The following is a 19,365-nucleotide window of genomic DNA, read 5'->3' on the forward strand; positions in this document are numbered from 1 at the left end:
TAATGTTGAAAGTGCGTTGAAGGAGTATGACGCCGGTGGCATGTCCCGCCGGGATTTTCTCAGGAAGATGTCGATCCTGGGCATCTCGGCCGTGGTGGCCAACGCCGTGGCCGTGTCCCCGCTGGGCGCGCTCAATGCGTTCGCGTCCATGAAAGGGGCCGAGGACCGCGCCTGGGAACTGGCCAAGGTCGCCGCCGCCAAGGCAAAGAAAAAGACCCTGACCCTGCTCATCCCCACCGGGTCCATCGGCAACATGACCCCCTATGTGGACAAGTGGAAGAACGAGCTTGGCATCACCCTGGAATTCATCGAGGAGCCCGACGAGGTCATCCACACCAAGGGCATGCAGGAGGCGGTGGCCAAGACGGGCCGCTACGACGTGATGATGCCGACAGCCATGTCGTACCCGGACTGGATCGACTCCGGCGTCATCTACGACCTGACCGAGTGGACCGAGAAGTACGACCCGGAGCTCTTCAACAAGGAATATGGCGTGGTCTTCCCGGCCAGCCACCATGCCCAGCTCTACAATGGCCGCGTAGCCGGCCTGCTCAACGACGGCGACCAGATCACGCTTTTGTGCCGGGACGACAAGCTCAAGGACGCGGCCAAGGTCAAGGCGTTCGAGGACAAGTTTGGCCGCAAGCTCGCCGTGCCCGACACCTGGGCCGAGTACCGCGACCTGGCCGAGTTCATGCACGACCCGGCCAACGGGTTTTACGGCAGCCTCGAATACCGCTCGCCGTACTATGTCAAGTGGATGTTCATGCAGCGTCTCGTCTCAAAGGGCGTGCTCTATTTCGACGGCGACATGAACCCCACTTTCAACTCCGACGAAGGTGTCCAGGTGCTCGAAGAGATGCTGGCAATGAACGAGTTCCTGCATCCCGATGCCTTCAGCTTCACCTGGTCCTCCAACTACAACGCCTTTGGCCGGGGCGAAGGCTTCATGAACATCGTCTGGCCCTCTGGCTTCAAGTACTCCAAGGCCCCGTCCACCGGTCCGGCCACCACCGGCAAGATCGCGGCCACGGTCATGCCCGCCGACTTCACCAAGGACGGCACCAAGGTCTACGCGGGCCTGTTCTGTTGGGGCTACGGCTACGCGGTCTCCAAATACTCCGAAAACCCGGAGCTGGCCTACGCCTATTCCCAGTGGATGACCTCGCCCACCATCTCGGCCGACGCCATCCCGTACCTGGGCGGCTATTCCGACCCCTACCGCGTCAATCACATGCTCGCGCCCACGCAGCGGTTGATCGACACCTACTCCCCGGAATACCTCAAGACCCTGTACGACAACATGGTCAACACCGTGCCCGATTTCTGCCTGCCCGGCGGATTCGAGTATCAGGACGCCCTGGACAAGCAGGTGCACGCCTGCATGACCGGCGCCAAAAAGCCCAAGGACGCCCTGGCCGCAGCGGCCCACTCCTTTGAGCGCATCACCCGCCGCATCGGCAAGGACAAGGTCCGCAGCGCCTGGATATCCCTGGCCAAGAACCTGGCCGAGCCCATCAGGAAGGCCAGCGGCGCGGACAAGTGGAGCTGAACCGACTGACAATCCACCGCCGCACCGGGCGCACCGCGCGCCCGGTGACGGCGGCATGAACCCCGTAAAGGATCACATGAACGATACGCCAACCCCAAAAAAGCCCCGGAACGCGCCGGGTGCACTCAGCAACGCTGCCATTGGCCGGATATTCACCCTGCCCGGGCAGGCGGTGTCCGTGCTGGTGCTCGTGGTGCCGCTGCTGGTGGCCCTGTACATGAGCTTCACGGACTGGTCCCCAACGCGAGGGGCGCTCTTCGACGCCGGGTTCGTCGGGTTCGAGAATTACAGCGAGCTGCTCATCTGGGACACGCGTTTTCTCTTCGCGGTGCTGCGCACCTTTCTCCTCTCCGTGGTCTGTCTCAGTCTCGAATTCGTCTTCGGCCTCGGGCTGGCCGTGCTTTTCCTTCGCAGGTTCCGGGGAACATCTCTGCTGTTTTCGGCCTTTCTCACGCCCATGATGATCCTGCCGGTGGTCGTGGGGTACATTTTCTGGATGCTCTTCCAGTCCAACGGCCCCATCAACCAGATGATCGAGTTCGTGTTCGGGGCCGAGGCCACCGTGGAGTGGTTCCGCAGCTCAACCACGGCCATCATCGCGGTGATCGTCACCGAGGTCTGGCACTGGACGCCGCTGTTCTTCCTGATCCTGCTCTCGGGCCTCAACGCCGTGCCCGAGAACCCGGTCAGGGCGGCGGTCATTCTGGGGGCCAGCCCGCGCCAGGTCTTCTGGCGGGTGGTCATGCCCACCCTCAAGCCGGTGATCATCGTGGCTTTTGTCATCCGCTCCATGGAGATCATCAAGCTCTTTGACGAGGTCTTCATGCTCACCCGGGGCGGGCCGGGGTCTGCCACCGAAACGATCAGCCTCTATATCTACAAGCTGGCTTTCAACGATTTCCAACTGGCCTACGGGGCCGCCGCCGCGTTTCTCGTGCTCGTCGGCTCCCTGCTGCTGGTTCATCTTCTGCTCGCCCCGGTGCGGGACCAGCTCCTGGAGGTGGAGCGCTGATGCATGACAAGAAACTCTCCCCGCTGCAAACGGTCATCTTGATGCTGGCCCTGGCTATCGTCCTCTTCCCGGTCTTCTGGATTCTGATGACGGCCATCAAGCCGCCCACGGACTGGAACGCCTCGCCCGCCATCTGGATTCCGTCCGAGCCGACCCTGGTCAACTTCCAGACCCTGTTCGACCCCGACGCCCTGGGCAAGTATGGTGTCGGCGGGGTCAGCCAGCCCGCCACCAAGGCCGTGCTCGGCTCGCTCTTGGCGACCATCGTTGCCACGACCCTGTCGGTGGTCATCGGTCTGTTCTCGGCCATCGGCATCTCGCGATACGGCAACGGCGGCAAGGCCACGCCCCTGATCATCCTCTCGGGCCGGATGTTTCCGCCAGCGGCCATCGCGGTGCCGTTCGTCATTATCTTCTCCAACGTCGGACTCATCGACAGCTATGTCGGGCTCATCGCCATCTATGTGGCCGTGACCCTGCCGTTCTCCACCTGGATGCTCAAGAGCTTCGTGGACGACTTGCCGCGCGAGATCGAGGAAGCGGCCATGATCGACGGTCGCTCCAAGCTCATGGCGCACCTGACCGTGACCATCCCCCTGATCAAGGGCGGGCTGTTCGCCACGACCATGTTCATCTTCATCCTCAACTGGTCGGAATTCATGTTCGCCCTGGTCCTCTCCTATACCGATGTCAGCACCATCCCGGTGCAACTCGCCAAGTACGTGACCGCAACGGCCGGCACCCTCTACGGCGTCCAGGCCGCCCTGGCCGTCCTGGCCATGGTTCCGCTGGTCATAGTGGGGTATCTCATCCAGTCGCACCTCGCCCGCGGCATGACCTTTGGAGCGATCAAGCAATGAACAAGCCCAAACTCGAACTGGTTTCCCTGTGCAAGGAGTACGACAACGGCTCGGTCATCGCGGTGGAGGACATCGACCTGCGCGTCGAGGCCGGGGAGACCGTGGCCCTGCTCGGCTCGTCGGGCTGCGGCAAGTCCACGACCCTGAACATGATTGTCGGGCTGGAGTCGCCCACATCCGGCGATATCCAGATCGACGGCAAGTCGGTGGTCTCGGTGCCGCCGGGCAGGCGCAACGTGGGCCTCGTGTTTCAGGACTACGCGGTCTTCACATCCATGACCGTGCGCAAGAATCTCGCCTTTGGCCTGGAGGTACGCGGCAAGTATGTGCTGGAAATCAACCGGGCCGTGGAGGAGGTGGCCGAGCTGCTCGGCATGTCCGACAAGCTTGAGGCAAGGGCCAGGGATCTGGGCGGCTCGGAGCTGCAACGGGTGGCCATTGGCCGGACCCTGGTCACCAAGCCCTCGATCCTGCTCCTGGATGAGCCGCTCTCCAACCTGGAAACCTCGGCCCGGCTCGCCATGCGCAGGGAGCTGCGCCGCCTCCAGAGCGAGATCGGCCTGACCATCATCTATGTAACCCACGATCAGGTGGAGGCGCTCTCCCTGGCCGACCGCATCGCGGTCATGAACGCGGGCCGGATACTCCAGGTGGAGAAGGCGTCCACCATATGCGCCATGCCCGGGCACACCTTCGTGGCCGGATTTCTCGGCTCGCCGCCCATGAATCTGATCCGGGGCAAGTTCGAGGCGCGCGGCGGCGAAGTGTTCTTCCGGCGCGGGGATTTCTCCCTCGCCCTTGGGGCTGGCGCGACCGTTCCGGAGGGGTACTTCACCCTGGGCATGCGTGCGGAGTCCATCCGCCTCGCCTCGGGCGCGGATGCCAGGTTCACCGGGCGGGTTAGCCTGCTGGAGCCGCGTGGCTCCGAAGCTGTGCTGACCGTGGACGTGGGCAGGGAGACACTCAAGGTCGTGGTGCCGCCCCATGCCCGACTGGCAGTGGGCGAAGTGGTCGGCCTGGCCGTGGACCGGGAATCCCTGCACTTCTTCGACGGCGACAACAACCGCGCAACGAGCCTCGAACTGGCCGGGAGGATTTTCTGATGAACGACACGGCTGTGAACCGGCAAAACCCCGCCCTGTGCGTGGACGGTGTCTGCAAGCGTTTTCGCACCACAAAGGCCCTTGACGAGGTCAGCTTCATCGTGCCCGAGGCCTCGCTGACGGTAGTCCTCGGCTCTGCCGGGGCTGGCAAGACCACCATGCTGCGCCTCATCGCCGGGCTCGACAAGCCCGACGCGGGCCGCATTGAGCTTGCGGGCAGCAACGTGGCCGGGTGGGAACCCAAGGATCGCAACGTGGCCATGATCTTCGACAACCTGGCCCTGTATCCGGACAAGACCGGGTTCGGCAACATCGCCAGCCCCCTGGTCATTCGGGGCGAGAGCAGGGAGGTCGTCGAGGAGCGAGTGGGCGAGATGGCTCGGACGCTCCAGATCACCCACATCATGCAGCGACTGCCCAAGACCATGAGCGGCGGCGAGCGCCAGCGGGTGGCCCTGGGCCGCGCCCTCATCCGCACTCCGAGCCTGTTCCTGCTCGACGAGCCCCTGTCGAGCCTCGACGCCAAACTGCGCATCGACCTGCGGGCCGAACTGCGGCGCATGCAACGCGATCACGGCTACACCTTCCTGCTGGCCACGCCGGACTTCCACGAGGCCATGGCCATCGCCGACACCATCGTCATGCTCCGCGAGGGGCGGGTGGTCCAGATCGACACGCCCCAGACCATGTACGACCAGCCCGCCGACCGGGAGGTGGCCGAGTTCATCGGCGCGCCCCGGATCAACCTGGTGGCGGCCAGCCACGAGCCTGCCACGGCCAGCCTGTGCTTTGCCAGGGCGCGGGTGGATTTCCCGGCCCATCTGGGCAGGCTGTCTGAGGCCCTTCCAACCCAGTTCGAGCTGGGAATACGGCCCGAGCATCTCCGGCTGGCCGACCCGGACAGCGCGCCTGTTCGGGCCGAGCTGGTGGATGTCGAGTCCCTGGGGCCGCGCTCGGTGCTCACGGTGCGCAACGAGGCGGCCGAACTGCGCCTGCTGGTGGACAGCCTGGACACCGTGTCCTTGAGCTTGAACAGCCCGGTGGGCGTCGAACTGGCCCATGCGCATCGGCTCCTCGCCTTTGATCCGGCCACAGGCAGGCGCATCGGTCACGGCCTGTAGCCCGTGTCCGGACGATTACGGACAACATCCATTGAGAACACGATGATCAACATATTCATCACCTACCGCTGCAACCTCGCCTGCCCCTACTGTTTTGCCCGGGAGTTGATCGACGAGTACCCCCAGGACATGGACGAGGCCCGGTTCGACACACTGCTCAGTTGGATGAGCCAAGCCAAGCTCCCTGCCGCCGCCTTCATCGGCGGGGAGCCGACCCTGCACCCGGGCCTGGCGGACATGATCGAGCGCACCGCCCTCGCCGGGATAACGCCCGTGCTCTTCACCAACGGCCTCTTCCGGCTAGGGCTGGCGGACAGGCTCGCGCCCTTGGTCTCCAACTTTGTGGTCAACTACAATGACCCGTCTCTGTACACCCCGGCCCAGCGCGCCACCCTACGCGCCACCCTGTCTCAGCTACGCGATCTGGGTGCGCGGATCACCTTTTCCAAGAATTTTTCCCGCGAGTGCTGCGAGTTCGAATATCTGCTCGCGGGGTGCGAGGAATACGGCGTTACCTCGGTGCGCTATGACATCTCGCGGCCCAGCGCCAGCGCTGCAAATGACCACTTCACCAATGCCGACATGGCTGGCATGATCTCGCACATTGTTCGATTCGTGAAGGGGTGCGAGGAGCGGGACATCCGCACCGGCCTTGATTGCAGCGTCAGGCTGTGCGACCTCAGGGTGGAGGATCGCAGCTACCTTGAGCGCGTGTCCATGAAGTTCACCGGCGTGTGCCACCCGTCCATCGATGTGCACCCGGACCTGTCGGCTTCCTATTGTCTGCCCATGCGCGACATTCGCGTGCCGGACGTGACCGCCTTTCCCGGCCGAGATGCGCTGATGTGGCATTTTGCCGAGCTGGTGCGGCCGGTCCGGCAGGCTAATGTCTCGGTTGAATGTTTCGATTGCCGCGATTTCATGCGGCGGTGTCAGGGCGGGTGTATGGCCCTCAATCGCCCGCATCACATTTATCCCGATGGCCCAGCCTGTGCCGTCAATGTCCCGGAGGTCGAATGAAGATGGGCAAACAACGGATCATCACCACCTGCACGCGGGACTGCCCCAACGCCTGCGGGCTCGTGGCCTCGGTGGAGGATGGCAGACTGGTCAGGCTCGTTGGCGACCCGGACCATCCGCTAACCAATGGGATCGCCTGCCACAAGACGGTCAAGTATATCGACCGGGTCTACAGCCCGGAGCGGATTACCCATCCCATGCTTCGCAGGCACGGCCGCTGGGAGCGGGCTACCTGGAACGAAGCCCTTGACCTCATCGCCAAACGAATCCGCCGCATCGTGGAGGAGTCCGGGCCTGAGGCAATTCTCTATTATCAGGGATATGGCGAGCGCACGGCGCTCAAGCTGCTCCACAGGTATTTTTTCAATCTGCTCGGCGGGGTGACGACCCTGCGTGGTTCACTATGCGGCGGGGCCGGGCAGGGGGCGCAGAATCTCGATTTCGGCGAGCGGGTTTCCCATGACCCTCTCGACCACCGCAACAGCCGCTCCATGGTCCTGTGGGCCAGGAACCCGGCCTCCACCAACATCAGCCTCGTGCCCATCATCCGCGACATCAGGAAGCGAGGCGGCTCGGTCATCGTCATCGACCCCGCACACACCCGATCCGCCGCCCTGGCCGATCACCACATCCGGCCCAAGCCCGGACATGACGGATATCTTGCCATGGCCGCGGCCAAGCTCATCCTCTCGGCCGGGGCCGAGGATCGGGAATTCATCAATCACTTCAGCGAGGGCTATGAGCAGTTTCGGGCTATTCTGGATCGCCATGGCGTGGCCGAGCTGTGCGCCATGGCCGGGGTGAGCACCGCGGACGCCGTGATCCTGGCCAACACCCTCATGGCCCAGAAGCCCACTTCCATCCTGCTCGGCTGGGGGCTGCACCGGTACGAGAACGCTCATCACCTGATTCGAGCCGTGGACGCCCTGGGGGCCGTTAGCGGCAACATCGGCGTGGCTGGAGGCGGTGTCAGCCAGGGCTTCGAGGAATACGGACCATTTGACCAGCACTACTGGGGCGACACTCTCAACCCGCCGCGCCGGACCCTGCTCATCGCCAGGGTAGGCGAGGAACTTCTCAACGCCACGGACCCAAAAATCCGCATGATCTTTGTCACGGCGGCCAATCCGCTGTGCATGGCTCCCAATACGGCCAAGGTGACCGAGGCCTTCGACAGCGCCGAGTTCGTGGTCTATTCCGGCCACTTCATGGACGATACGGCTGATCATGCCCAGGTGTTCCTGCCTGCCACGACCTTTCTGGAGGAGGACGACGTTACGGCCAGCTACGGCCACAACTACGTCGGGCCGGTCAACCGGGTCATCGAGCCGGTGGGCGAGTGCCGCTCCGAATTCCGGATGTTTCACGAACTGGCGGCCCGGTTTCCCTTTGCGGATCGGTTCCGGCGCAGCGAGGAAGAGTGGCTGCATGATCTGTGCGCCCCCATATGGGCCATGGGCTGCGATCTGCCCGCCCTGCGGCGCGGCGCCTTCAGGCTTGATGCGCCCATGGTCCCCTATGTGGACAAGAACTTTCCCACCCCGTCGGGCAAGTTTCGCTTCATGAACGAGTTCACGCCATCGGAACTGCCTCGGCACGACCCGGAATTCCCATACCGCCTGCTGACCATCGCGCCGCACGGCTCCATCTGCTCGGAGCGGACCATGGCCGACCACGCCCCGCTGCCGGAGATCGTGCTCAACACCGGTGAGGCGGCCGAAAACGGGATGATCGACAACGATCTCGTCCTGGTGCGCAGCCCGGTCGGCCAGGTCAGGGCCAGGCTTAAGGTGGATCCGGACCAGCGCCCCGACGTGGCCGTGGCCGAGCGCGGCGGCTGGACCAAGGCGGGCCACGGGCTCAATCTGCTGACCCGGGACATGGTCAGCGCCGTGGGGCAGGGTACTCCCTTCTACGAAACGGCGGTAGCCATCACACCCTGTCCGCAGGAGGGGGTCATGGGCGCTCGTATCCTGGTGGTGCGGCACAGTCCCCATGCTCCAGGCGGGGTGTTCTGCAAGGAGTTGGAGCGGCTGGGCGCGATCCTGACCACGGTCAGCCCCCTGGAAGGGGATGCCCTGCCGCAGACCCCGGACGGCCATGAAGGGCTGGTGGTTCTCGGCGGCCCGCAACACGCCTTTGACGACGAGGCCTCGCCGCATTTTGTGCCGCTGATGCGTCTGATGCGCGAGTTCGATGCCGCAGGCAGGCCTGTGGCGGGCATCTGTCTTGGGTGCCAGCTTCTGGCCAGGGCTTACGGCGGCAGGACGTGGACCATGGACGGGCTCGAATTCGGCTTCATCACTCACCGGGCGACCACGGCTGGCATGGCCGACCGCGTCATCGGCAGCGTCCTGCCCCTGCCGCCCCTGATGGAGTTCCACGAGGATTCCTTTGACCTGCCTGAAGGTGCCGAACTGCTCGTGGCCGGAGACTCCTGCGTCAACCAATGCTTCCGGGTCGGCAGCAATGCCTATGGCTTCCAGTTCCACCTGGAGGTGGACTCGCGCATCGCGGACCACTGGATCACCGGCTTTCGCAACGGAGAGTTCGGCAATTACGCCGTGTATGCAGAGCAGTTCGGCGAAGAGTTCTTCGTGGCCATCCGGGAGCGACTGCCGGTCCTGGTGGCCGAGTCAGAGGCATGGTGCCGCAAGGTGGTCGCGGCCTGGGCAGCGGCCCTGTAGCCACCGGCAGGCAAGCTGCCGGCTCGCCGAAGATGGCAGCACATGGCGTGCCGCAATCGCTATGGCAGCCGTTTGATGAATTCTCTTTCTTCTGGAGCCCGATCTCCAAAACCCTTCAGGATCAAATCCATCACCAGCTTGGCGAAGCCTTTTCTGGTGCGCTCCCTGCCGAGGAACTGCCGGGCGAGTTCGGCGTGCGTGTCCATGCTCTCGATGACGGCGTCCTCCACTGCCTGGGGGAAGCTCCCGTGCATGGCCTGGGCCGGGCTGTTCACGCGCAGTTCGGTCATGAGCCGGTCGTTCTCGCGCAGCTTGGTGACTATGGTCCGGGCGTAGCTCAGGTCGATTGTGGGGGCAGGATGGTGTTTTCAAAGGCATAGTCGCCTTCGGCGCGGTGGCTGATAATCCGGTAGTAGGCGATGAGGGCTTTCGTGAATTCGTGGGCGAACTCATCCGTCAGGTCAAAGGATTGGGGCGGCCCGAAAACGCCTCCCTCGGAGGCGAGAACCATGTATTCCCGCATGGTGTCATAGTCGCGGGAGACCAGGAGCCCTTTCAGGTGGTCGATGAGCTCTTCCGTCTTTCCCGGAACGTATTGCAGAATCGGATTGGGCGGGGTCAGGTTGTTGATGGATATCTGCTCATTCTCCTTAAGGAAACGCTCAAGGAAATCCCGCAGAAACAGCTTGATGCGGTCAAAATCATCCATGGGGAGCTCACCGTCTTGTATCCTGGTCAGGACTTGTTTTACGCCGGAGGCCAGGATTCGGGCCTTCGGTCTTGCTTCGGCCAGGTATCCCGTGCGCAGGGACATCCTGATCTCGGAGCGGCCCAGCGAGTGGCGCAGGGCGCTCGGAACAACGTGACGAAAGTAGTAGGTCGTGCCTTTCAAGTAAAGGTGATTCGGGGAGCGAGCGATTCGCGGCATGTGACGTCTCCGGCGACAGACGATTCCGGGTGCTTTGACCCACCACTTTGACCCAGAGGGGTCAAATCACGCCGAAAGAAGACGATCGCGTAACTTGCCGGATAAAAAAGAAAAAGGGTTGCGGCCTGTTAGCCGCAACCCTTGATCATTCTGGTGCCGAAGAGAAGACTCGAACTTCCACGGTGTTTCCACCACATGGACCTGAACCATGCGCGTCTACCAATTCCACCACTTCGGCACGTTCAGAGGAAGCTGGCTTATATAGGTGCCAGACTGGGTTGGCAAGGATTTTTCATGCGAATTGGGGAGGTGGGGCCGTGGTGCGAAAAGGGGCGGGGAGGTCGCCAGATACGAGAAAGGCTTCCTCGGACCATCCGTGGAAGCCTTTGGCTTTCTCGTGTGCAAAAAAGGAAGAAGTTACTTAGATATTAGCAGATGCCGTGCCAAGAGTTGTCTTATCGGGAAATAAAATTTTATCTTCTGTTTTTTCAGAGTGTTGCGATCAGTGTGGCACTCTGCTTGGAAAGGGCTTTGCCGTGGGTTGAGGTATGAAAAATTGTACTTCCCCTGGATCGGCCATCCACGGGTTCAGATTTTTACACCAGTCTGGTGGGAGCCGGGGAGCAAAGGGGAGGGGGAGCCAGACTGACCTGGGATTGTGCGCTGCGGTCGGTCGGGTTCTTGCCAACAGGGCGGATACACTCTACCTTCTGGTCTCGGAGGGGGAAGGGTATGGAGAATTTTTTTCTGCTCGTGGTGTGCTTTGCCCTTGGCGTCGGGCTGCGCAGTGGCGGCGTCGTGGACGACAGGGGGCCGGCGGCACTCAACGCGGTTATCATCTACATGGCGCTGCCAGCGTTGGCCCTGGTCTATGGTCACGGGCTGCCCATCGGGCCGGAGCTGCTCCTGCCTGCGGCCATGCCCTGGATCGTGTTCGGCGTCGGGTATGGCCTGTTCTGTCTGGCGGGCCGGTTTTTTGGTCTGGACGATAAGACGGTGGCCTGCCTGACCATCGTGGCCGGGCTTGGCAACACCTCTTTTGTCGGCCTGCCCATGATCGAGGCCTTTTTCGGGCCTGAGTATCTGGGCGTGGGCATGCTGTGCGATCAAGCCGGGACATTCATGGCCCTGGCCGTGCCGGGCATCATCCTGGCGGCCAGGGTTTCCGGGCAGGGGTATGATGGCCGCAGTCTGGCCAGGAAGGTGCTGCTGTTTCCGCCTCTTGTGGCGCTTGTGTTCGGTGTGGCGCTCCAGTCCGTGCCGTATCCCCAGTGGCTCACTGCGTTGCTTGAGCGTCTCGGCTCGACCCTGACCCCGCTGGCCCTGCTCTCGGTGGGCATGACCCTGCGTCTGCGCCAGATCAGGGGCCATGGCCGTGATCTCGCCATCGGTCTGGGCTACAAGCTGGTCCTGGCCCCGGCCCTCATCCTCGCCCTCTACATGGGCGCGTTGGGCCAGACCGACATGGTCGCCCGGGTCACGGTCTTCGAGGCGGCCATGGGCCCCATGATCACCGGCGGCATCATCGCCATGACTTACGGCCTCAATCCGCCTCTGGCTGCCGCTCTTGTTGGCGTTGGCATCCCGCTGTCGTTTTTAACGATTCCCGTGTGGTATTGGGTGGTGCGGTAGAGTGGTTCCCGTTGCACGGCTTGATGTGTGCAGACCTTTCCGGGCGCATGAGTGATGGGGCGGAAGCCCGTTGTGTCGTGCTGGTCACACGGGAGGATTCTGTACCAGTCGGATGATTGCCTCTGTCAGGTCATCCGCAAAAGTCTCGTTCGCGGGGGCGTGCCCTATGAGCAGGCGATACCACATGGCTCCGAAAACCATGTCCACTAGGATTTCCACATTCTGTTCCGACCCGATCTCCCCCCGTTCCATTGCCTGCGCAAATATTGATTTGAGGACCGCGCGCCGCTTTGCAGTAAAGTTATCCCGGAACCGGTCGCGAAACGCTTCGTCTTTTTGCGCATGTGCCACGAGAAAGCGGAGATGGACGCCGCCCCAGTTTACGATGGCATTCATCGATTCCCTCAGAAATTGCCCAAGCGTCTCTTGTAAAGAGTCAGAAGTGGATACTGTGATGCTGGCGTTGGCCTGGCTTAGGACCACTTCCAGCACAATGTCGGCCACGCCTGGCCACCAACGGTAGATGGTCGGTTTGCCGACCTTTGCCCGTCTTGCAATGGCCTCGATGGTCAGTCCGGTCCCCATCGTTTCACTCAACAGGGCGTGGGTCGCACTCAGTATCGCCTCTTTCGATTTCTCGCTTCTGGGGCGTCCGAGTTTTGCTTTGCTCATCCTGGCTCCTCTGCGTTATTTACCGATGTTATTTGCCATGCTTGACAACAGTTGGCAAGTTTAATTACGTTACGGCACGTAAGTTATTGCTAACGCCGAGGGTGTATGGATGCGGCAGAAGGTCAAACCGGCACATCTGTGCTGCGGGGGCGTCTTGGCGGTAGCCTGTCTGACTGATTAAACGTCCATGGTGTATTTTCAGGGCCGGGAGAGGTGCGAAAACCGTGCTGGAGAAGGTAAGTGGTGTGCATTTTGCGTGATGAATCCCAACAAGCGTGGAGCAATTGAATGATTCTTCAAACTGTGAAATTGGTCTGTTTTTCTCCGACTGGGACAACGAGGGCTGTTGTTCAGAAGATAGCCGATGGCGTTGGCTATAGTCAGTGTCAACTGATTGATATTACCAGGCCGAGCGCCAGGCAGGAGCCGTTGCGTGTTTCGGATGACGAACTGCTCGTCATCGGAGTCCCTGTCTATATGGGGAGAGTCCCGGCAGTGCTGATTGAATGGTTGAATGCGCTTCAAGCCAGCAATACCCCGACGGTCTGTGTTGTCGTTTACGGCAACCGCGTATTCGAGGATGCGCTGCTTGAACTCAAAGACATCATGGTGAACCGTGGGTGTGTTCCCATTGCTTGCGCGGCATACATCGGCGAGCACTCGTTTTCGAGTTCCGAAACACCTGTGGCGCACGGACGCCCCGATGCAGAGGATCTCAACCATGCGGAAGTGTTCGGCCAGAGGATACGCGAAAAATTGCAGAGTATGCCATCTTCAACGCAAAACCAAAATGTATCCGTACCTGGAGTCCTTCCTTATCGTGGGAGCTCTGCTCTCTGGAGTGTTGATTTCATTTCAGTAAGCGAAAAATGCGCACAATGCGGCGTTTGCGCAGAGACATGCCCAATGGGTGCTATTGATTTGAATGACAGCGCTGTCATTGATAAGGAAAAGTGCATCACCTGTTGCGCATGCATCAAGATTTGCCCGCAAGAGGCCAGGTCCATGAAGCCCGGTCCGGTCAAGGACGCCGCCAAAAGGCTCAATGAATTCTTCAAGGATCCCAAAAAACCTGAATGCTTCATGTGATGCACTCTGCATTGACGTCCATCACGGATCATCCGTCCCAGACTGCCCGCCACAGGACAGGACACCGAAAAGCCACCTTCGTCATGAAGGTGGCTTTAATATTCCTGGTGCGCCGGGGGATTCGAACCCACGGAAGTCGGTGAAATGGAAAAATAGGTTGATTGCCTTCTCAATTCCATGTTTTGATCATTTGGGGTGCAATAGAGGTGGAAGAAGCACTAAACATGAAGTCAAATATGGCTGGCAGAAAAAAGCAAATGCAATGGAAAAAAATTGTGGCCGAAAATTTGTCTGGCGAAGACATTTAGCAGCGACTGCTAGGAGACTAATATGCAGTGTTGAATGATGGAGGCGAAAAATCATTGAATGCGCCGAATAAAATGTATTGGTAACATTAAGAATGAATGTTGCTCGTCATTCTACGCAGCTGAATACTGCGATAATATAATGAGAAGAGCGTCTAACGTCTACTGGTTTCACATCAAGTGAATTGCTGCAGCAATGCACTGATTATAGCTTTGATGTTAAAAGTCATCACAACATCAACAGACAGATAAATATGATAATAAAATCGTATTATAAAACCACCCAGGCACAGATAGAAGCCAGGCGTTGGAACCCGTACCTTGGCATCAGCATTAACAACAGGGCCTTCACCTGTGAGTATTTGCATTCATATATGAAGTGGGCTGCTTGTCGGGCAAATACACGTTTTGCCGTTGTTATTGTTGATATTATACAACACATAAACAATCAAGTGTTCGACCGGAGCAAGCCGCTTTCAGCAATTGAGAAGGCCTTTCGGAAAGCAGATGAAATACGTTTATTGTGCGAGCAGGCAAAATCAAAACTCAGCACCGAAGAAGCGAATCGTCTTGTGATTCTGGAGTGGACAGATCTTGTTGTTGATGAGTGTTTTGCTCACAACCTGAAAATATTCAGAGAAGAATATGCCAATAATGAAAAATTTAAAAATGCGATTGTTTCAATAACAAAAAACAATTTAGGAACAATCGTAAAAAGGCTCAATGACATCGAGCTCGAAATGCTTGGTCAATACCTTGTCAATGAATTGCCTGAGCTGGCAACAGGCTTCAATTATGATGGGGTTCACTACAATTTGAATGTTTATCCGGGTAATATAGCTTCGATCTACGCTGAATTGCTGAAAATGGATTTCTTTCATCGCATTCTTTCAAAAATCCGCATGATTGGAGAAATAGCTTCCGTTGAAGCCTACAGCCAGGATTAGAATCTTGATCTCTCCCAGAAGAAGACTACAGTCTGTATCTGCCTAAAGTTGTAGAGATGGCGGTTCCTTGTGATCTCTATGGATCCAGGGAGTCGGCTTAGAAATACACCTGGGAGAAAAACAAGAGGGACCTATGGTATGCCCATAAGTCCCTGAAATTTGGTGCGCCAGGGAGGATTCGAACCCCCGGCCGTCGGCTTAGAAGGCCGATGCTCTATCCACCTGAGCTACTGGCGCGCTGGAGGTGTGATAATAGAGCGGGCGGCGCGAGGTCAAGGACATTTGTGCCGGAGCGGCAGGCGGTGGGCGGGGCTTCCCCAGCCGGGGGGTTCCTGATACAAGGGATGGCGTGGAACCGCTCAAAGATTACGCAGCACTGCTTTCGTACATGGACAGGCTCGGCCTGTTCCACATGGACCTTGGCCTTGGGCGCATGGAAGCCTTCTGGGCGGCGCGTGGCATGCCCCGGATTCCGGTGGTCCATGTGGTCGGCACCAACGGCAAGGGTTCGACCTCGACCTTTTTCTGTTCCATCGCCCGGACCCACGGCATCAAGGCCGGGCTGTTCACCTCGCCCCATTTTGTCTCGCCGCGTGAGCGGGTGCAGGTCAACCGGGCCCTGCTCGGACGCGAGGAGTGGCTGGATCTTGCCAACGAAGTGCTGGCCACCACCGGCGGCGAGGTGCTGACCTATTTCGAGTTCCAGACCTGTCTGTCCATGCTCGCCTTTGAGAGGAAGGGGGTGGACATCGCGGTCATGGAGGCTGGGCTGGGCGGGCGCTTTGACGCCACCACGGTCTTTTCGCCGCGCCTGACCCTGTTCACTCCCATCGCCATGGACCACGAGAAAATCCTTGGGCCGACCCTGGCCGCCATCGCCCGGGACAAGGCCGGGGCCATCCATCCCGGCTCGCTGGCCGTCACCGGAGTGCAGTCTGCCGAGGCCATGGTCGAGCTGCGCAACCGGGCCGAGGCTGTGGGCGCGCGGCTGATGTACGCCTCGGACATGGCCGACCCGGTGGACGATGTGCGCCTTGGTCTTGGCGGTCCGCATCAGCGGGAGAACGCGCGTCTGGCCCTGGCCGGATGGCGCGTCTTTGCCGCCGTGGCCGATATCCGGAGCGAGGCTGCGGCTGAGCGGTTCGGGCTGGAGTCCGCATTCATACCCGGCAGGTTGCAGCGGGTGACCCTTGGCGGGCGTTCCCTGGTCCTCGACGGGGCGCACAACGAGCATGCCCTGGCTGCCCTGGGCAAGGCCCTGCCTGCCGAGGGGGTCAGGCCCGCTACCGTGATCTTCGCCTGTCTGGCCGACAAGGACACCTCGGCCATGCTTCCGCTGGTCCGCGGGCTGACCGACGGGCCGATCTTTGTGCCGGGCATGGACAACGAGCGGGCCGGAGACGCCGCAGCCCTCGCGTCCGCCCTGGGCTGGAACGCCCGGCCCACGGCGACCCTGGCCGACGCTCTGGAGGCCGCCTTTGCCGCCTGTGCCGGGGCGGACGGGCCGGTGCTGGTCTGCGGCTCCTTGTATTTGCTCGGCGAGTTTTATACGATGCACCCGGAATTTCTGATCAAATAGCAGCGGGAGATCCATGAGCACATTATTTCGCCACCTGCCGTCCATGGCTCAGGTGCTGGCAGGCCTCGACGCGGACGCGGACATGGCCGCGCTGCCGCGTCCGCTGGTCAAGGAACACGTCAATGGCTTCCTCGACCTCTGCCGGGAGGAGATTCGGGCGGGAATCATTGCTGACAAGGATGCCCTGGCCCTGGCCGCGCTCATGCCTCGTCTGACCGCCTATGTGCGCTCGTGCTCCCGGCCCCATTTTCGCCGGGTGCTCAACGGCACGGGCGTGGTCATCCATACCAATCTGGGCCGCTCGCTCCTGGCCCGGCCTGCCATCGAGGCCGTGGCCGAGGCGTGCGCCCATTACTCCAATTGCGAGTTCGACCTGACCACGGGCAAGCGGGGCAGCCGCTACAGCCATGTGGAGAAGATTCTGTGCGACATCACCGGGGCCGAGGCCGCCCTGGTGGTCAACAACAACGCCGCCGCCGTGTTCATCATGCTCGAAACCCTGGCCCGCGGGCGCGAGGTGGTGGTGTCGCGCGGTCAGTTGGTGGAGATCGGCGGTTCGTTTCGCATCCCGGACGTGATGGCCAAGTCCGGGGCGATCCTGCGCGAGGTGGGAGCCACCAACCGTACCCATGCGCACGACTACGAGCAGGCCATCGGCGACGAGACCGCCGCGTTGATGCGGGTGCACACCTCGAATTTTCGCATGGTCGGGTTCACCAAGGAGGTGAGCCTGCCGGAGATGCGCGCCCTTGGCGACAGATACGGCCTGCCGGTCATCGAGGACCTGGGCAGCGGCACGCTCTACGCCCTGGCTGGGGACGGCCTGCTGGGCGAGCCCACGGTGCAGCAGGTGGTGGCCCAGGGCGCGGACGTGGTCTCCTTTTCCGGCGACAAGGTGCTGGGCGGCCCCCAGGCAGGCATCATCGTCGGCAGAAAGGAATACGTGGACCGCATCAAGAAGAACCCCATCAACCGGGCCGTGCGCATCGACAAGATGACCCTGGCCGCGCTGGAGGCCACCCTGCGGCTCTATCTCGACATGGACGTGGCCCGGCGCGAGGTGCCGACCCTGCGCATGATCACCGCCTCGCAGGAATCGCTGCGCAGCAAGGCGCGCCGACTGGCCGACGCGGTGCGGGCCGAGCTGGGCGACATGGCCGAGGTGACCATGCGCAAGGGGTTTTCCCGCGTGGGCGGGGGCGCGTTCCCGGAATACGACCTACCCGGAACCCTGGTCACGGTGAATCTCGTTGGAATTTCCGCAGACGCCCTCAGGGACGCGCTGTTCGACACCGACCCGCCGCTGGTGGCGCGCATCGAGGACGACGTGTTCCTGCTCGACCCGCGCACCCTGGCCTCAAGCGAACTCAAACTGGCGGCCAATGCCCTGCGGCAGGCCGTGGACACGATCAAGGACAACACATGAGCAAGAAGAGCGCAAAACTCGAATACGAGCCGAAATCCGCCTGGGAGGTCTATGCCTCCAAAAAGGACATCAAGGCCATGGACGCCATGGCCGACCGGTATGTGGACTTCCTGAGCCGGTGCAAGACCGAGCGGCTGGTCATGGACCATGTCAGGGGCAAGGTCGAGGGTGCCGGTTTCGTGGACGATCTCAAGGCCCCGCTGGCCTATCGCTTCAACCGCAACAAGACCTGCTTCCTGGCGCGCAAGGGCAGGCGTCCTCTGAGCCAGGGATTCCGGTTGGTGGGCGCGCACGCCGATTGCCCACGCCTGGACCTCAAGCAGCGTCCGCTGTACGAGGACACGGACATCTGCCTTGCCAAGACCCACTACTACGGCGGCATCCGCAAGTACCAGTGGCTGACCATCCCCCTGGCCCTGCACGGCACGGTGGTCAAGAAGAGCGGGGAGGTGGTCACGGTGTGCATCGGCGAGAACCCGGCAGACCCGGTCTTCACCATCACCGACCTGCTGCCGCACCTGGCCTACAAGGAAGTGGAAAAAAAGGTGGCCGACGCCTTTGAAGCCGAGAAGCTGAACCTGGTCATGGGCCAGTCGCCCGTGGCCAAGCCGGGCAAACCCGGCATGGAGGGCGATGGCGAGGCGATCAAGGAGCCGGTCAAGCGCAAGGTGCTGGAACTGCTCAACGCCCGTTACGGCATCGACGAGGCCGACTTCTTCAGCGCCGAGATGCAGGCCGTGCCCGCCGGACCGGCCCGCTTTGTGGGATTGGATGCGTCCATCATCGGCGGCTACGGCCAGGACGATCGGTCCAGCGTGTTTTGCGCCCTTGAGGCCTTCCTGGCCGAGCCTGATCCGGAATACGCGCAGATCGTGCTCTTCTGGGACAAGGAGGAGATCGGCTCCGAGGGGGCAACCGGGGCCAACTCGCGCTTTTTCGAGAATTGCATGGAGGAGCTGGTGGAGGCGTGGGAGCCGGGCGCGCGGCTGTCGAGCGTCCTCTCTGGCGGCTCGGCCCTGTCTGCGGACGTGTCCGCGGCCATGGACCCGGACCACAAGGATGTCTACGAGCCGCTGAACGCGGCCCGGCTGGGCTACGGCCCGTGCTTCAACAAGTTCACCGGCCATCGCGGCAAGGTGGGGGCCAACGACGCCCACCCGGACTTCATCGGCTGGCTCCGGCGCATCCTCGACGACGCGGGCATCCCCTGGCACATGTCCGAGCTGGGCAAGGTGGACGTGGGCGGCGGCGGCACCGTGGCCAAGTTCCTGGCCGTCTACGGCATGGACGTCATCGACGTGGGCGTGCCCGTGCTCTCCATGCACTCCCCCTTTGAACTCTCGGCCAAGGCGGACATCTACGCCTGCACTTTGGCCTTCCGGGAGTTTTTGAAGCAGTAGAAAACCCAGACCTGCTTGTCGTATCGCGAGTT

The 19,365-nt window shown here is 61.3% G+C and carries 16 protein-coding genes and 2 tRNA genes; 13 read left to right on the forward strand and 5 right to left on the reverse strand.

The window, feature by feature from the left end; translation table 11 throughout:
- The first annotated feature begins 40 nt into the window (after nt 1–40).
- The 7 genes from DAES_RS05695 to DAES_RS05725 all read left to right on the forward strand — a co-directional run bounded on the left by DAES_RS05695 (nt 41) and on the right by DAES_RS05725 (nt 9,355).
- Nucleotides 41–1,552 carry an ABC transporter substrate-binding protein gene (locus tag DAES_RS05695; RefSeq protein WP_236608471.1) on the forward strand — a complete coding sequence of 504 codons (1,512 nt, stop codon included), beginning with the start codon at nt 41–43 and terminating at the stop codon, nt 1,550–1,552.
- A 76-nt stretch (nt 1,553–1,628) separates the two neighbouring features.
- Entirely contained in the window at nt 1,629–2,564 is a 936-nt protein-coding gene (locus tag DAES_RS05700; RefSeq protein WP_013514086.1) for a carbohydrate ABC transporter permease, read from the forward strand.
- Nucleotides 2,564–3,424: a carbohydrate ABC transporter permease gene (locus tag DAES_RS05705; RefSeq protein WP_013514087.1), complete on the forward strand. Its 861-nt coding sequence runs from the start codon at nt 2,564–2,566 to the stop codon at nt 3,422–3,424. Before DAES_RS05700 ends, DAES_RS05705 begins: the two co-directional genes overlap by 1 nt.
- The gene (locus DAES_RS05710) at nt 3,421–4,527 is read left to right on the forward strand and encodes an ABC transporter ATP-binding protein (RefSeq protein WP_013514088.1); all 1,107 of its coding nucleotides are present in this window, start codon (nt 3,421–3,423) and stop codon (nt 4,525–4,527) included. The genes DAES_RS05705 and DAES_RS05710 overlap by 4 nt, the downstream gene beginning before the upstream one ends.
- On the forward strand, nt 4,527–5,648 hold the full coding sequence (locus tag DAES_RS05715) for an ABC transporter ATP-binding protein (protein ID WP_013514089.1): 1,122 nt from the start codon (nt 4,527–4,529) through the stop codon (nt 5,646–5,648). The genes DAES_RS05710 and DAES_RS05715 overlap by 1 nt, the downstream gene beginning before the upstream one ends.
- Before the next feature lie 42 nt (nt 5,649–5,690).
- Nucleotides 5,691–6,668, forward strand: a complete 978-nt coding sequence (locus DAES_RS05720) for a radical SAM protein (RefSeq protein ID WP_013514090.1) — start codon at nt 5,691–5,693, stop codon at nt 6,666–6,668.
- Nucleotides 6,665–9,355, forward strand: a complete 2,691-nt coding sequence (locus tag DAES_RS05725) for a molybdopterin-dependent oxidoreductase (RefSeq protein ID WP_013514091.1) — start codon at nt 6,665–6,667, stop codon at nt 9,353–9,355. The genes DAES_RS05720 and DAES_RS05725 overlap by 4 nt, the downstream gene beginning before the upstream one ends.
- 59 nt (nt 9,356–9,414) lie before the next feature.
- Here the strand turns inward: DAES_RS05725 and DAES_RS05730 are convergent, their stop codons facing one another.
- The 3 genes from DAES_RS05730 to DAES_RS05740 all read right to left on the reverse strand — a co-directional run bounded on the left by DAES_RS05730 (nt 9,415) and on the right by DAES_RS05740 (nt 10,521).
- Complete coding sequence (locus DAES_RS05730; RefSeq protein WP_041271363.1) at nt 9,415–9,645, reverse strand: hypothetical protein; 231 nt, start codon at nt 9,643–9,645, stop codon at nt 9,415–9,417.
- A 47-nt stretch (nt 9,646–9,692) separates the two neighbouring features.
- Complete coding sequence (locus DAES_RS17555; RefSeq protein ID WP_013514092.1) at nt 9,693–10,283, reverse strand: DUF6538 domain-containing protein; 591 nt, start codon at nt 10,281–10,283, stop codon at nt 9,693–9,695.
- 151 nt (nt 10,284–10,434) lie between these two features.
- Nucleotides 10,435–10,521 (reverse strand) — tRNA-Leu (locus DAES_RS05740).
- Nucleotides 10,522–11,015: 494 nt separating this feature from the next.
- Here DAES_RS05740 and DAES_RS05745 point away from each other — a divergent pair.
- A complete protein-coding gene (locus DAES_RS05745; RefSeq protein ID WP_013514093.1) occupies nt 11,016–11,915 on the forward strand; it encodes an AEC family transporter in 900 nt (299 codons plus the stop codon).
- An 84-nt stretch (nt 11,916–11,999) separates the two neighbouring features.
- Here the strand turns inward: DAES_RS05745 and DAES_RS05750 are convergent, their stop codons facing one another.
- The gene (locus DAES_RS05750) at nt 12,000–12,587 is read right to left on the reverse strand and encodes a TetR/AcrR family transcriptional regulator (RefSeq protein WP_013514094.1); all 588 of its coding nucleotides are present in this window, start codon (nt 12,585–12,587) and stop codon (nt 12,000–12,002) included.
- 288 nt (nt 12,588–12,875) lie between these two features.
- On the opposite strand from DAES_RS05750, the gene DAES_RS05755 reads away from it, so the two are divergent.
- Both DAES_RS05755 and DAES_RS17280 read left to right on the forward strand, forming a co-directional pair.
- Nucleotides 12,876–13,676, forward strand: coding sequence for an EFR1 family ferrodoxin (locus DAES_RS05755; protein ID WP_013514095.1), 801 nt, complete (start codon nt 12,876–12,878; stop codon nt 13,674–13,676).
- 559 nt (nt 13,677–14,235) lie between these two features.
- A complete protein-coding gene (locus DAES_RS17280; protein ID WP_013514096.1) occupies nt 14,236–14,928 on the forward strand; it encodes a tRNA-dependent cyclodipeptide synthase in 693 nt (230 codons plus the stop codon).
- Nucleotides 14,929–15,088: 160 nt separating this feature from the next.
- Here the strand turns inward: DAES_RS17280 and DAES_RS05765 are convergent.
- Nucleotides 15,089–15,165 (reverse strand) — tRNA-Arg (locus DAES_RS05765).
- Between the two features lie 112 nt (nt 15,166–15,277).
- Here DAES_RS05765 and DAES_RS05770 point away from each other — a divergent pair.
- The 3 genes from DAES_RS05770 to DAES_RS05780 are packed head-to-tail and all read left to right on the forward strand — an operon-like array spanning nt 15,278 to nt 19,333.
- Entirely contained in the window at nt 15,278–16,507 is a 1,230-nt protein-coding gene (locus DAES_RS05770) for a bifunctional folylpolyglutamate synthase/dihydrofolate synthase (protein WP_013514097.1), read from the forward strand.
- A gap of 13 nt (nt 16,508–16,520) precedes the next feature.
- The gene (gene selA / locus DAES_RS05775) at nt 16,521–17,933 is read left to right on the forward strand and encodes an L-seryl-tRNA(Sec) selenium transferase (protein WP_013514098.1); all 1,413 of its coding nucleotides are present in this window, start codon (nt 16,521–16,523) and stop codon (nt 17,931–17,933) included.
- Complete coding sequence (locus tag DAES_RS05780) at nt 17,930–19,333, forward strand: aminopeptidase (protein WP_013514099.1); 1,404 nt, start codon at nt 17,930–17,932, stop codon at nt 19,331–19,333. The genes selA and DAES_RS05780 overlap by 4 nt, the downstream gene beginning before the upstream one ends.
- Nucleotides 19,334–19,365 lie beyond the last annotated feature (32 nt).

The organism is Pseudodesulfovibrio aespoeensis Aspo-2, from assembly GCF_000176915.2.
In the GTDB taxonomy this organism is placed as follows: domain Bacteria; phylum Desulfobacterota; class Desulfovibrionia; order Desulfovibrionales; family Desulfovibrionaceae; genus Pseudodesulfovibrio; species Pseudodesulfovibrio aespoeensis.

Bases quoted from the DNA above. Each gene is read 5' to 3' on its own strand.
- DAES_RS05695 (WP_236608471.1), top strand. From the start codon at position 41: ATGTCCCGCCGGGATTTTCTCAGGAAGATGTCGATCCTGGGCATCTCG.
- DAES_RS05700 (WP_013514086.1), top strand. From the start codon at position 1,629: ATGAACGATACGCCAACCCCAAAAAAGCCCCGGAACGCGCCGGGTGCA.
- DAES_RS05705 (WP_013514087.1), top strand. From the start codon at position 2,564: ATGCATGACAAGAAACTCTCCCCGCTGCAAACGGTCATCTTGATGCTG.
- DAES_RS05710 (WP_013514088.1), top strand. From the start codon at position 3,421: ATGAACAAGCCCAAACTCGAACTGGTTTCCCTGTGCAAGGAGTACGAC.
- DAES_RS05715 (WP_013514089.1), top strand. From the start codon at position 4,527: ATGAACGACACGGCTGTGAACCGGCAAAACCCCGCCCTGTGCGTGGAC.
- DAES_RS05720 (WP_013514090.1), top strand. From the start codon at position 5,691: ATGATCAACATATTCATCACCTACCGCTGCAACCTCGCCTGCCCCTAC.
- DAES_RS05725 (WP_013514091.1), top strand. From the start codon at position 6,665: ATGAAGATGGGCAAACAACGGATCATCACCACCTGCACGCGGGACTGC.
- DAES_RS05730 (WP_041271363.1), bottom strand. From the start codon at position 9,645: ATGACCGAACTGCGCGTGAACAGCCCGGCCCAGGCCATGCACGGGAGC.
- DAES_RS17555 (WP_013514092.1), bottom strand. From the start codon at position 10,283: ATGCCGCGAATCGCTCGCTCCCCGAATCACCTTTACTTGAAAGGCACG.
- DAES_RS05745 (WP_013514093.1), top strand. From the start codon at position 11,016: ATGGAGAATTTTTTTCTGCTCGTGGTGTGCTTTGCCCTTGGCGTCGGG.
- DAES_RS05750 (WP_013514094.1), bottom strand. From the start codon at position 12,587: ATGAGCAAAGCAAAACTCGGACGCCCCAGAAGCGAGAAATCGAAAGAG.
- DAES_RS05755 (WP_013514095.1), top strand. From the start codon at position 12,876: ATGATTCTTCAAACTGTGAAATTGGTCTGTTTTTCTCCGACTGGGACA.
- DAES_RS17280 (WP_013514096.1), top strand. From the start codon at position 14,236: ATGATAATAAAATCGTATTATAAAACCACCCAGGCACAGATAGAAGCC.
- selA (WP_013514098.1), top strand. From the start codon at position 16,521: ATGAGCACATTATTTCGCCACCTGCCGTCCATGGCTCAGGTGCTGGCA.
- DAES_RS05780 (WP_013514099.1), top strand. From the start codon at position 17,930: ATGAGCAAGAAGAGCGCAAAACTCGAATACGAGCCGAAATCCGCCTGG.